We start from the raw sequence: 11,752 nt of genomic DNA, 5'->3' as shown, positions 1-11,752 counted from the left end.
CTTGTAGATCCAGACCTTCACGCCGATCCGGCCGAAGGTGGTCCGGGCCTCGAACAGGCCGTAGTCGATGTCCGCGCGCAGCGTGTGCAGCGGGACGCGACCCTCGCGGTAGAACTCCGAGCGCGACATCTCCGCGCCGCCGAGGCGACCGGAGCACTGCACCCGGATGCCCTTGACCTGCGGCGAACGCATGGCCGACTGGATGGCCTTGCGCATCGCGCGCCGGAAGGCCACGCGGTTGGACAGCTGCTCGGCGACACCCTGTGCCACGAGCTGCGCGTCCGACTCGGAGTTCTTGACCTCGAGGATGTTGAGCTGGACCTGCTTCTTGGTCAGCTTCTCGAGGTTGCCGCGGATGCGGTCGGCCTCGGCGCCGCGGCGGCCGATCACGATGCCCGGGCGCGCGGTGTGGATGTCCACCCGCACGCGGTCCCGGGTGCGCTCGATCTCGACCTTGGAGATGCCGGCCCGCTCCATGCCCTTGGAGAGCATGCGACGGATCTCGACGTCCTCCTTCACGTACTCCGCGTACTGCTTGTCGGCGTACCAGCGCGACTTCCAGTCCGTGGTGATGCCCAGGCGGAAGCCGTGCGGGTTGATCTTCTGCCCCATCAGCGGGCCCTCCCCTTCGCACCACGACGGCCGGCCTGTGCGGGCACGGACTCGACCTCGATGGTGATGTGGCTCGTCCGCTTGCGGATCCGGTACGCGCGGCCCTGGGCCCGCGGCCGGATGCGCTTGAGCGTCGGCCCCTCGTCGACCATGGCGACGGCGACCACGAGGGTCTCCGGGTCCATGTCGAAGTTGTTCTCGGCGTTGGCCGCGGCGCTCGCCACGACCTTCGCGACCGGCTCCGCGGCGGCCTGCGGCGAGTACCGCAGGATGGCCAGGGCCTCCTTCACCGGCAGGCCGCGGACCAGGTCCACGACGCGGCGGCACTTGGTCGGCGACATGCGCACGAACCGGGCCTTCGCCAGCGCTCGAGCGGGCTCGAGCGCGGCGTCGGCGGTGCTGCTGGCTGTGTCAGCCATGCTTGATCTCCACCTCTCCTTGGTCGCTACTCGGTCCGCCTCAGCGCCTGCGCGCCTTGCGGTCGTCCTTGATGTGGCCACGGAACGTGCGGGTGGGAGCGAACTCCCCCAGCTTGTGACCCACCATCGAGTCCGACACGAACACCGGCACGTGCTTGCGGCCGTCGTGCACCGCAATAGTGTGGCCGATCATGTCGGGGATGATCGTGGACCGTCGGGACCAGGTCCGGATGACGGTCTTCTTGCCCGACTCGTTGAGGGCGTCCACCTTCTTGAGCAGGTGGTCGTCCACGAACGGGCCCTTCTTCAGGCTACGCGGCATGTCTTAACCTCCCTGCTCAACGCTTGTTCTTACCGGTACGACGCCGGCGGACGATCAACTTGTCACTCGGCTTGGTGCGGCGGGTGCGGCCCTCGGGCTTGCCCGCGGGGTTGACCGGGTGGCGACCACCGGAGGTCTTGCCCTCACCACCACCGTGCGGGTGGTCGACCGGGTTCATGGCGACACCACGGACGGTCGGGCGCTTGCCCTTCCACCGCATGCGGCCCGCCTTGCCCCAGTTGATGTTGGAGTGCTCGGCGTTGCCCACCTCGCCGACGGTGGCGCGGCAGCGCACGTCGACGTTGCGGATCTCACCGGACGGCATACGCAGCTGGGCGTACGGACCGTCCTTGGCCACCAGCTGCACGCTCGACCCGGCGGACCGCGCGATCTTGGCGCCGCCACCGGGGCGGAGCTCGATCGCGTGGATCACGGTGCCGGTCGGGATGTTGCGCAGCGGCAGGTTGTTGCCGACCTTGATGTCGGCCTTGGGGCCGGCCTCGACCTTGTCGCCCTGCTTCAGCTTGGCCGGCGCGATGATGTAGCGCTTCTCGCCGTCCGCGAAGTGCAGCAGTGCGATGCGGGACGTCCGGTTGGGGTCGTACTCGATGTGAGCGACCGTGGCCGGGATGCCGTCCTTGTCGTTCCGCCGGAAGTCGATCAGGCGGTACGCACGCTTGTGCCCGCCACCCTGGTGCCGGGTGGTGACCCTGCCGTGCGCGTTGCGGCCGCCCTTGCTGTGCAGCGGACGGATCAGCGACTTCTCCGGCGTGTCGCGGGTGATCTCCGCGAAGTCGGAGACGCTGGAGCCGCGGCGGCCGGGAGTCGTCGGCTTGTACTTACGGATACCCATGAGTCAGCTCGTTCCCTCAGCTCGCCCGGGCACCGAACACGTCGATGTCCTTGCTCTCCTCGGAGAGCGTGACGATCGCGCGCTTGGTGTCCTTGCGCTTGCCGTAGCCGGTCTTGGCGCGCTTGCGCTTCCCGGGGCGGTTCAGCGTGTTCACGCTGACGACCTTCACCCCGAAGACCTTCTCCACGGCGATCTTGATCTGGGTCTTGTTCGCATCGGGGTGCACGAGGAACGTGTACTGCTTCGCGTCCAGCAGCGAGTAGCTCTTCTCGGACACCACCGGCGCGAGCAGGATGTCGCGCGGGTCGGGGATCACTTGTCCTCCTCCTTCGCGGCATTCTCGTCGCGCTCGGCACGCTTGGTCTTCACGGCGATGGGGCCCGCGAGGAACGCGTCCAGCGAGGCCTGCGTGAACACGACGGCGTCGTTGACGAGCACGTCGTAGGTGTTCAGCTGGTCCGGTGCGATGAGGTGCACCGACGGCAGGTTCCGCAGGCTCAGCAGGTTCACCGAGTCGTCCCGGTCGACGACCGCGAGCACGCGGGTGTCGGCTCCGGCGATGGCCTCGATGGCCGTGCGAGCGGACTTCGTCGAGGGGGTCTCCCCGTCGACGATCCCCGAGACCACGTGCACCAGGCCGGCGCGGGCGCGGTCGGAGAGGGCGCCACGCAGGGCGGCGGCCTTCATCTTCTTCGGGGTCTTCTGGGTGTAGTCACGCGGCGTGGGGCCGTGCACGACGCCACCACCGGCGAACTGCGGCGCCCGGGTCGAACCCTGGCGGGCGCGGCCGGTGCCCTTCTGGCGGTACGGCTTCTTGCCGCCGCCGCGGACCTCGCCACGGGTCTTGGTGTCGTGGGTGCCCTGACGGGCGGCGGCCAGCTGGGCCACCACGACCTGGTGCATCAGCGGGATGTTCGCGGTCACGTCGAAGACGTGGGCGGGGAGCTCGACGCTGCCCGCCTTCTTGCCCGCGGCGTCCTTCACCTCGACGGTGCTCATGCGCTCGCACCACCCTTCGCGGCGCTCTTGACCACCACGAGGCCGCCCTTGGGGCCGGGGACGGCACCCTTGATCAGCAGCAGCCCGCGCTCGGCGTCGACGCGGTGGATCTTCAGGTTCTGCGTGGTCTGGCGGTTGACGCCCATGCGACCCGCCATCCGGACGCCCTTGAAGACGCGACCCGGGGTGGCGCAGCCACCGATCGAGCCCGGCGAGCGGTGCTTGCGCTGGGTGCCGTGCGAGGCGCCGAGGCCCTTGAACCCGTGGCGCTTCATGACACCCGCGGTGCCCTTGCCCTTGGTGGTGCCCACCACGTCGACCACGCCGCCGGTCTCGAAGGCCTCGGCGGTGATCTCCTGGCCGAGCTCGTAGCTCCCGGCGTCGGTGGTGCGCAGCTCCACGGTGAACCGCCGCGGCGTGACGCCCGCCTTCGCGAAGTGCCCACCCTCCGGCTTGTTCACCTTGCGGGGGTCGATCGCACCGAAGGCGAGCTGGACCGCGACGTAGCCGTCCGTCTCCTGCGAGCGGATCTGGGTCACGACGTTGGGTCCGGCCTGGACCACGGTGACCGGAACCACGCGGTTGTTCTCGTCGAATACCTGGGTCATCCCGAGCTTGCGGCCCAGGATCCCGGTGATCTTCCTGTCGCTCATCGGTGCCCTACTGGATGTTGACGTCGACACTGGCCGGCAGGTCGATGCGCATGAGCGCGTCGACCGTCTTCGGCGTCGGGTCGAGGATGTCGATCAGCCGCTTGTGCGTGCGCATCTCGAAGTGCTCGCGCGAGTCCTTGTACTTGTGCGGCGAGCGGATGACGCAGTACACGTTCTTCTCGGTCGGCAGCGGCACAGGACCGACGACACGGGCACCGGTACGCGTCACGGTCTCCACGATCTTGCGAGCAGACGCGTCGATTGCCTCGTGGTCGTAGGCCTTGAGCCTGATGCGGATCTTCTGTCCCGCCATGGTCGTGGGTCGTCCTCTTCTTCCTGCCGCTGCTGTCGATGGCCCAGCTTCGCGGTGTGTCCGGGTGGCCACCCGTGGGGAGCCCCGACCAGTTCGCCCGCACCAGGAGGCACCGACGCGTGCTGAACCAGCACGCTCGCGGTGCGGACCGGGCGTCCGCGCTCTGTTCAGGTCTCACCCAGTGGGCTCCGGTCCACGAGGTCGGGCGTGTCGCCCTACTACTCGCATACCGGTCCCCGGGTCACCGCTCGCCCACAGGGGGTTCGCTGTCAACTCGGGGTCGGCGCCTCGGGTGAGCCCACGCAAGTTCCGGAGGTCCGGCTTGGCGTGTGCTCGCCTTCCGCGCGCAACCCGTCAAGGATGCCACACCCGAAAGTGCAGCCCTCAACCGGGGTGCGGCCCGTGGACCACAAGGGTCCACGGGCCGCGGGGGGGGTCTTACTTGTTGATCTTGGTGACCTGGCCGGCGCCCACGGTCCGCCCACCCTCACGGATGGCGAGCTGGAGGCCCTCCTCCATGGCGATGGGCTGGATCAGCTGGACGCTGATCTCCGTGTTGTCGCCGGGCATGACCATCTCGGTGCCCTGCGGCAGGGTGACCACGCCGGTCACGTCCGTCGTCCGGAAGTAGAACTGGGGACGGTAGTTGTTGAAGAACGGCGTGTGCCGGCCACCCTCGTCCTTGCCCAGGATGTAGACCTGGGCCTCGAACTCGGTGTGCGGGGTGATCGAGTTGGGCTTCACGACGACCTGGCCGCGCTCGACGTCCTCGCGCTTGATGCCGCGGAGCAGCAGACCGACGTTCTCGCCCGCGCGACCCTCGTCGAGGATCTTGCGGAACATCTCGACACCGGTGACGGTGGTCGTGGTCGACTTCTCGCGGATGCCGACGATCTCGACGGTCTCGTTGACCTTCACGATGCCGCGCTCGATACGGCCGGTGACGACCGTGCCGCGACCGGTGATCGTGAAGACGTCCTCGACGGGCATGAGGAACGGCTTCTCGGTGTCGCGCTCCGGCTCCGGGACCGACTCGTCGACGGCGTCCATGAGCTCGAGCAGCTTGCTGCCCCACTCCGCGTCGCCCTCGAGGGCCTTGAGCGCCGAGACGCGCACGATCGGGAGGTCGTCGCCCGGGTACTCCTGCGAGGACAGGAGCTCACGGACCTCGAGCTCGACGAGCTCGAGGATCTCCTCGTCGTCCACCATGTCGGCCTTGTTCAGGGCCACCACGATGTACGGCACGCCGACCTGACGCGCGAGCAGCACGTGCTCACGGGTCTGGGGCATCGGGCCGTCGGTCGCCGCGACCACCAGGATGGCGCCGTCCATCTGCGCCGCACCGGTGATCATGTTCTTGATGTAGTCGGCGTGACCGGGGCAGTCCACGTGCGCGTAGTGCCGCTTCTCGGTCTGGTACTCGACGTGCGCGATGGAGATCGTGATACCGCGCTGACGCTCCTCGGGCGCCTTGTCGATCATGTCGAACGCCGAGGCCTCGTTGAGGTCCGGGTACTTGTCGTGCAGAACCTTGGTGATGGCCGCCGTCAGCGTGGTCTTGCCGTGGTCGATGTGACCGATGGTGCCGATGTTGACGTGCGGCTTGGTCCGCTCGAACTTCGCCTTCGCCACTGCAGTGTCCTCCTGGACTTGATTCTTCTCCGCCGTGCTGACGGCAGGTCTGGGGATGAAGGGTGCGGGCCGCGGACCCTACCGGGCCGCGGACCGCACCTCGCGAGCGGTCCGGACTTACTCGCCGGTCGCCTTCGCGATGATCTCCTTGGCGACGCTCGAGGGGACCTCGGCGTAGCTGTCGAACACCATCGTGTAGTTGGCCCGGCCCTGGGTCCGCGACCGGAGGTCGCCGACGTAGCCGAACATCTCCGAGAGCGGGACCAGCGCCTTGACGACGCGGGCACCCGCTCGCTCCTCCATGGCCTGGATCTGGCCGCGGCGGGAGTTGAGGTCACCGATCACGTCGCCCATGTAGTCCTCGGGCGTCGTGACCTCGACGGCCATCATCGGCTCGAGCAGCGCGGGGCTGGCGAGACGCGCAGCCTCCTTGAGCGCCATCGAACCGGCGACCTTGAAGGCCATCTCGGACGAGTCGACCTCGTGGTAGGCACCGTCGACCAGGGTCAGCTTGATCCCGACCAACGGGTACCCCGCCAGGATGCCGTACTGCATGGCGTCCTGCGCGCCGGCGTCGACCGACGGGATGTACTCCCGCGGGATGCGACCACCGGTCACCTTGTTGTCGAACTCGTAGAGCGCACCGTCTGCGGTGTCCAGCGGCTCCAGGTTGATCAGGACCTTCGCGAACTGTCCCGAGCCACCGGTCTGCTTCTTGTGCGTGTAGCTGTACTTCTCGACGGCCTTGCGAATGGTCTCGCGGTAGGCCACCTGAGGCTTGCCGATGTTCGCCTCGACCTTGTAGTCGCTCTTCATCCGGTTGACGAGCACCTCGAGATGGAGCTCGCCCATGCCGGCGATGATCGTCTGCCCGGTCTCGTCGTCCAGGGAGACCTGGAACGTCGGGTCCTCCTCGGCGAGCTTCTGGATCGCGATGCCCAGCTTCTCCTGGTCGGCCTTGGTCTTCGGCTCGACCGCGACCTGGATCACCGGGTCCGGGAAGGTCATCGACTCGAGCACGATCGGCGACTGCGGGTCGCTGAGCGTGTCGCCCGTGGTCGTGTCCTTCAGACCGATGACGGCGTAGATGTGGCCCGCCATGGCCTCGTCGACCGGGTTCTCCTTGTTGGCGTGCATCTGGAAGAGCTTCCCGATGCGCTCCTTGCGGTCCTTGGTCGAGTTCACGACCTGGGAGCCCGCGGCGACCCGGCCCGAGTACACCCGGACGTAGGTCAGCTTGCCGAAGAACGGGTGCGCGGCGATCTTGAAGGCCAGCGCCGAGAACGGCTCGTCCTTCGAGGGCTTGCGGCTGGCCGGGGTCTCCCCGTCCGGCAGCGTGCCCTCGACCGGCGGCACGTCGTACGGCGACGGCAGGTAGTCGATGACCGCGTCGAGCATGGGCTGGACGCCCTTGTTCTTGAACGCGGAGCCACAGAGCACCGGGTACGCCGAGCGGTTCGTGACGATCCGCCGGATGCCCGTCTTGATCTGCTCGACGGTCAGCTCCTCGCCACCGAGGTAGGACTCCATGAGCTCGTCGTCGGTCTCCGCGACGGCCTCGACCAGCTGCTCGCGGAACTCCGCGACGCGGTCGGCCATGTCCGCCGGGATCTCCTCGACGGCGTAGTCCTCGCCCTTCTGGACGTCCCCGCGCCACGTGAGGGCGCGCATCTCGACCAGGTCGACGACGCCGATGAAGTCGTTCTCGGCGCCGATCGGCAGCTGGATCGGCAGCGGCTTGGCGCCGAGCCGGTCCTGGATGGTGCGGACGGTGAAGTAGAAGTCCGCGCCCAGCTTGTCCATCTTGTTGACGAAGCAGATGCGGGGGACGTCGTACTTGGTGGCCTGCCGCCAGACCTGCTCGGACTGCGGCTCGACCCCCTCCTTGCCGTCGAAGACCGCGACCGCGCCGTCGAGCACGCGCAGGGACCGCTCCACCTCGACCGTGAAGTCGACGTGACCGGGCGTGTCGATGATGTTGATCTGGTGGTCTTTCCAGAAGCAGGTCGTCGCGGCGGACGTGATCGTGATGCCGCGCTTCTGCTCCTCCTCCATCCAGTCCATCGTGGCCGCGCCGTCGTGGACCTCACCGATCTTGTAGTTGATCCCGGTGTAGTACAGGATCCGCTCGGTGGTCGTGGTCTTGCCGGCATCGATGTGCGCCATGATGCCGATGTTGCGGACCTTGGTGAGGTCCGTCAGCACGTCCCGTGCCACGTTCAGCTCACTTCCCCTGAGAAGGTTGGCGCGGACGGTCGGCCCGTCACCAGCGGTAGTGGGCGAAGGCCTTGTTGGACTCCGCCATCTTGTGCATGTCCTCGCGCCGCTTGACGCTGGCGCCGAGGCCGTTGCTCGCGTCGAGCAGCTCGTTCATGAGCCGCTCGACCATGGTCTTCTCGCGGCGCTGGCCTGCGTAGCCGACCAGCCACCGCAGCCCGAGGGTGGTCTGCCGGACGGCACGCACCTCGACCGGGACCTGGTAGGTCGCGCCACCGACACGGCGGCTGCGGACCTCGAGGGCCGGCTTGACGTTGTCCAGCGCACGCTTGAGCGTGACGACCGGGTCGGTGCCGGTCTTCTCGCGGGTGCCCTCGAGCGCGGCGTAGACGATCCGCTCGGCGAGCGAACGCTTGCCGTCCTTGAGCACCTTGTTCACCAGCTGGGTCACCAGCGGGGAGCTGTAGACAGGGTCCGAGACCAGCGGCCGCTTCGGAGCGGGGCCCTTGCGCGGCATGTCAGCTCTTCTCCTTCTTGGCGCCGTAGCGGCTGCGGGACTGCTTGCGGTTCTTGACACCCTGGGTGTCGAGCGAGCCGCGGATGACCTTGTACCGGACACCCGGCAGGTCCTTCACACGGCCGCCACGCACAAGCACGATCGAGTGCTCCTGCAGGTTGTGGCCCTCGCCCGGGATGTACGCGGTGACCTCGATGCCGCTGCTCAGCTTGACGCGCGCGACCTTCCGCAGCGCGGAGTTCGGCTTCTTCGGGGTCGTGGTGTAGACGCGGGTGCAGACCCCGCGGCGCTGGGGCGAGCCCTTGAGCGCTGCGGTCTTGGTCTTCGAGACCTTGTCCTCGCGGCCCTTGCGGACCAACTGCTGGATCGTGGGCATGAACCCTCTTCGTTTCCCTACTCGTGATGCTCAGGTGTCTCACCCCGGCGGCTGCCCGGGTGGGCGGATCGTGCCGCCCGACCGGGACCGGGGGCCCCGGTTCCACTCCGGGTGCCGGACCCCGAGGTCGGGCGTGTCGCGGCCCGTGTACCGACCCGCGGACCAAGGGAACTCCGCGGGCGCCGCACGGGGCGGACCAAGGGCGCGCGAGATCGCGCGCACGTCACAAGGGTACGCGGCCCGTCTGACGAGGGTCAAAACGGGTCCACACCCCGTCGCCGCGCGGGGCTCGCAGACCCCGGGCGGTCACCTCTCGGTCACTGCTCGGCCGTGGAGGAGTCGCCCGAAGGGTGCCGCATCCGGACGAGGTCGGGCAAGCCGACTCACCCGCTCGTCGCAGATGTTCTTCCGCTCGTCGCAGCCGAACCGCCACCGGTCCCCGTCCGGGCCGGCGACGGCCCGCGTGGCCCGTCGGCCGCCGTGACCTGCGTCATTAGGGTGCCGATCATGCGCCTGACACTGCCGTGTGCCGCTGTCCGCACGGCGACCCGGCTGCTCGTCGCCCCGTCGCTGTCCCCACGGCTCCCCCTCCCCCTCGCCCGCAGGCTCGTGGACCTCCAAGGCATGCTGCTGCCGGTGCCGCGCGGGACGCGTACCGAGCGGACGGCGCTCGGGCTGCGGGTCGGCACCCCGGGCACCGACGCGACGTCGGAGACAGGCTCCGCGCGCCGCGTGCTGTTCCTGCACGGCGGCGGTTACCTCGTCGGCTCGCCGCGGTCCCACCGGTCGGTCGCGGCCTGGCTGGCCGAGGCCGCGGGCGCGCCCGTCGAGCTGCTCGACTACCGCCTGGCACCCGAGCACCCCTACCCGGCCGCACTGGACGACGCCGAGCACGCCTACAGGGACCTGCTCGCCGGGGGACAGTCTCCTCAACGCCTCGCGGTGGCCTGGTGCCTCGGTGGTGCGCTGCGCCGTCACGGGCCCGCCACCCCCGGCTGCTGCCCCGACTCGACGACCGGCAGCAGCAGCGATGGGTGAGCCCGCGACGGCGCAACGGGCAGGCACGGCGGCGGGTGGGGTCCTCCTGACGCTCGCCGCGGGCCAGTTCCTGATGACCCTCGACAGCTCGGTCATGAACGTCGCGATCGCGACCGTGGCCGCGGACATCGGCACCACGGTCACCGGGGTGCAGTCCGCGATCACGCTGTACACGCTGGTCATGGCGATGTTCACGGTGGCGGGCGGCAAGATCGGCACGATGATCGGCAGGCGGCGCGCCTTCGCCATCGGCTGCGTGGTCTACGGCGTGGGCTCGCTGACGACCGCGCTCGCCCCGAACCTGCTGGTGCTCGTGCTGGGCTGGTCCGTCCTCGAAGGACTGGGCGCCGCGCTGCCGCCGGATGCGGGACACCCCGCCGGAGACCGGCCGGTCGTTCGACGTCCTGGGTGCCGCCCTGGCCGCCGTCGGCCTCGGCGCGGCGGCGTTCGGGATCCTGCGCTCGGCGGAGTGGGGCTGGGTGACGCCGAAGCTGGGCGCGCCGTCGCTGCTCGGGCTGTCGCTCACGGTCTGGTTCGTCCTCGTCGGCGTGACCGTGACCTGGGCGTTCTTCGAGCGCGAGTCCCGGATGGAGGCGGCGGGCCGGGAACCGCTGGTGAGACCGTCGCTGTTCGGCAACCGGCAGATGACCGGCGGCCTGGTGATGTTCTTCGTGCTCTACCTCGTGCAGGCCGGGCTGTTCTTCACCATCCCGCTGTTCCTGTCGGTCTCGCTCGGCCTCTCGGCGATCGACACGGGCATCCGCATCCTGCCGCTGTCGATCACGCTGCTGGCCGCGGCGGTCGGCATCCCCCGGTTCTTCCCGGACGCCTCCCCGCGCCGCGTCGTCCGGCTCGGGCTGCTCGCGATGTTCCTCGGTGTCGTGGTCCTGCTCGTGGCCGTCGACCCGACCGCGGACGCCCGGATCGTGACCGTCCCGCTGCTGCTGGCCGGGCTCGGGATCGGCGCGCTGGCCTCGCAGCTCGGTGCCGTGACCGTCTCGGCGGTCCCCGACGAGCTCAGCCCCGAGGTGGGCGGCCTCCGGAACACCGCCACCAACCTGGGCGCCGCCGTCGGCACCGCGCTGGCGGGCTCGCTGCTCATCACCGCGCTCACCACCTCGTTCCTGGAAGGGGTGCAGGACGACCCGGCGATCCCCGAGCAGGTGAAGTCGACGGCGTCGGTGCAGCTCGCGGGCGGAGCCCCGTTCCTCTCCGACGTCGACCTGCAGGCCAAGCTCACGGAGGCGGGCGCGTCGCCCGAGGTCTCCCAGGCCGCACTCGACGCCAACCGGCAGGCCCGCGTGGACGGGCTCCGGTCCGCGTTGACCGTGCTCTCGCTGGTCGCCCTGCTCGGTGTGGTCGTGGCCCGCCGGGTGCCCGACCAGCCCCCGCGCTCCGCAGCGGAGGCCCCGGACCCTGCCGTCAGCCGGCCGGGGGCGGTGCCGTCCGGGACCCCGGCCGCGCCAGGAACTCGATCACCGCGAGCACGACGAGGAGCACGGCCACGATGACCAGGATCGTGACCCCCGTCGGGTGGGGGAGGAAGACGAACACCAGCGCGGCGACGGCGACCGCACCGATCCGCAGGGCCCGCACGTGGGCCCCGACCCAGGTGCCCACCGGGCCGGTCGACCCGCCCGCGCGGATGCTGCCCAGCAGGTTCGCCGACCGCCGTCGCAGCCCGACCGCCGTGGCCGACGGCCCGGCCAGGAACGCCCCCAGCGCGACGACCAGCGCGAGCACCAGCAACGCCCGCCCGGAGGCCCGCAGGGAGTCGACGAGGATGTCGAACCCGGAGGCC

Annotated in this window: 14 protein-coding genes and 2 pseudogenes; 3 read left to right on the top strand and 13 right to left on the bottom strand. The window is 69.5% G+C overall.

What is annotated here, in order from left to right; all coding sequences use genetic code 11:
* The 12 genes from rpsC to rpsL form a co-directional block, all read right to left on the bottom strand.
* Positions 1-612, bottom strand: a 612-nt coding sequence (gene rpsC / locus H5J29_RS08395) for a 30S ribosomal protein S3 (RefSeq protein WP_181780344.1), incomplete at its 3' end; no start/stop codon positions are given.
* On the bottom strand, positions 612-1,031 hold the full coding sequence (gene rplV, locus H5J29_RS08390; protein WP_181780343.1) for a 50S ribosomal protein L22: 420 nt from the start codon (positions 1,029-1,031) through the stop codon (positions 612-614). The genes rpsC and rplV, both read right to left, overlap by 1 nt.
* A 40-nt stretch (positions 1,032-1,071) precedes the next feature.
* Positions 1,072-1,353 (bottom strand): 30S ribosomal protein S19, encoded by a 282-nt coding sequence (gene rpsS / locus H5J29_RS08385; RefSeq protein ID WP_020622935.1) that lies wholly within the window; start codon positions 1,351-1,353, stop codon positions 1,072-1,074.
* A gap of 16 nt (positions 1,354-1,369) precedes the next feature.
* Positions 1,370-2,206 (bottom strand): 50S ribosomal protein L2, encoded by an 837-nt coding sequence (rplB, locus tag H5J29_RS08380; protein ID WP_181780342.1) that lies wholly within the window; start codon positions 2,204-2,206, stop codon positions 1,370-1,372.
* A gap of 16 nt (positions 2,207-2,222) precedes the next feature.
* On the bottom strand, positions 2,223-2,522 hold the full coding sequence (gene rplW / locus H5J29_RS08375; RefSeq protein WP_181780341.1) for a 50S ribosomal protein L23: 300 nt from the start codon (positions 2,520-2,522) through the stop codon (positions 2,223-2,225).
* The gene (gene rplD / locus H5J29_RS08370) at positions 2,519-3,205 is read right to left on the bottom strand and encodes a 50S ribosomal protein L4 (RefSeq protein ID WP_181780340.1); all 687 of its coding nucleotides are present in this window, start codon (positions 3,203-3,205) and stop codon (positions 2,519-2,521) included. Before rplD ends, rplW begins: the two co-directional genes overlap by 4 nt.
* Positions 3,202-3,858: a 50S ribosomal protein L3 gene (gene rplC, locus H5J29_RS08365; RefSeq protein ID WP_181780339.1), complete on the bottom strand. Its 657-nt coding sequence runs from the start codon at positions 3,856-3,858 to the stop codon at positions 3,202-3,204. Before rplC ends, rplD begins: the two co-directional genes overlap by 4 nt.
* Before the next feature lie 7 nt (positions 3,859-3,865).
* Positions 3,866-4,171 carry a 30S ribosomal protein S10 gene (rpsJ, locus tag H5J29_RS08360; RefSeq protein WP_003938093.1) on the bottom strand — a complete coding sequence of 102 codons (306 nt, stop codon included), beginning with the start codon at positions 4,169-4,171 and terminating at the stop codon, positions 3,866-3,868.
* A 438-nt stretch (positions 4,172-4,609) separates the two neighbouring features.
* The gene (gene tuf / locus H5J29_RS08355; RefSeq protein WP_181780338.1) at positions 4,610-5,803 is read right to left on the bottom strand and encodes an elongation factor Tu; all 1,194 of its coding nucleotides are present in this window, start codon (positions 5,801-5,803) and stop codon (positions 4,610-4,612) included.
* A gap of 117 nt (positions 5,804-5,920) precedes the next feature.
* The gene (fusA, locus tag H5J29_RS08350) at positions 5,921-8,020 is read right to left on the bottom strand and encodes an elongation factor G (RefSeq protein ID WP_181780337.1); all 2,100 of its coding nucleotides are present in this window, start codon (positions 8,018-8,020) and stop codon (positions 5,921-5,923) included.
* 46 nt (positions 8,021-8,066) lie between these two features.
* Complete coding sequence (rpsG, locus tag H5J29_RS08345) at positions 8,067-8,537, bottom strand: 30S ribosomal protein S7 (RefSeq protein ID WP_181780336.1); 471 nt, start codon at positions 8,535-8,537, stop codon at positions 8,067-8,069.
* Between the two features lies 1 nt (position 8,538).
* On the bottom strand, positions 8,539-8,913 hold the full coding sequence (gene rpsL, locus H5J29_RS08340; RefSeq protein WP_093076962.1) for a 30S ribosomal protein S12: 375 nt from the start codon (positions 8,911-8,913) through the stop codon (positions 8,539-8,541).
* Positions 8,914-9,420: 507 nt separating this feature from the next.
* On the opposite strand from rpsL, the gene H5J29_RS08335 reads away from it, so the two are divergent.
* From H5J29_RS08335 to H5J29_RS08330, 3 genes and pseudogenes are all read left to right on the top strand, one after another.
* The gene (locus tag H5J29_RS08335) at positions 9,421-9,951 is read left to right on the top strand and encodes an alpha/beta hydrolase fold domain-containing protein (RefSeq protein ID WP_181780335.1); all 531 of its coding nucleotides are present in this window, start codon (positions 9,421-9,423) and stop codon (positions 9,949-9,951) included.
* A pseudogene (locus tag H5J29_RS35805) lies at positions 9,944-10,246 on the top strand (MFS transporter); the annotation flags it as partial. The gene H5J29_RS08335 and the pseudogene H5J29_RS35805, both read left to right, overlap by 8 nt.
* A 67-nt stretch (positions 10,247-10,313) precedes the next feature.
* Positions 10,314-11,462: an MFS transporter gene (locus H5J29_RS08330; protein ID WP_281375901.1), complete on the top strand. Its 1,149-nt coding sequence runs from the start codon at positions 10,314-10,316 to the stop codon at positions 11,460-11,462.
* Here H5J29_RS08330 and H5J29_RS08325 read toward each other — a convergent pair.
* Positions 11,374-11,752 (bottom strand): annotated as a pseudogene (locus tag H5J29_RS08325) (hypothetical protein); the annotation flags it as partial. The gene H5J29_RS08330 and the pseudogene H5J29_RS08325 overlap by 89 nt on opposite strands.

The sequence above is a fragment of the Pseudonocardia pini genome (assembly GCF_013870575.1).
In the GTDB taxonomy this organism is placed as follows: Bacteria; Actinomycetota; Actinomycetes; order Mycobacteriales; family Pseudonocardiaceae; genus Pseudonocardia; species Pseudonocardia pini.
The sequence above is the reverse complement of the archived record's forward strand: the minus strand, read 5'-3'. Positions and strand labels throughout refer to the sequence as shown.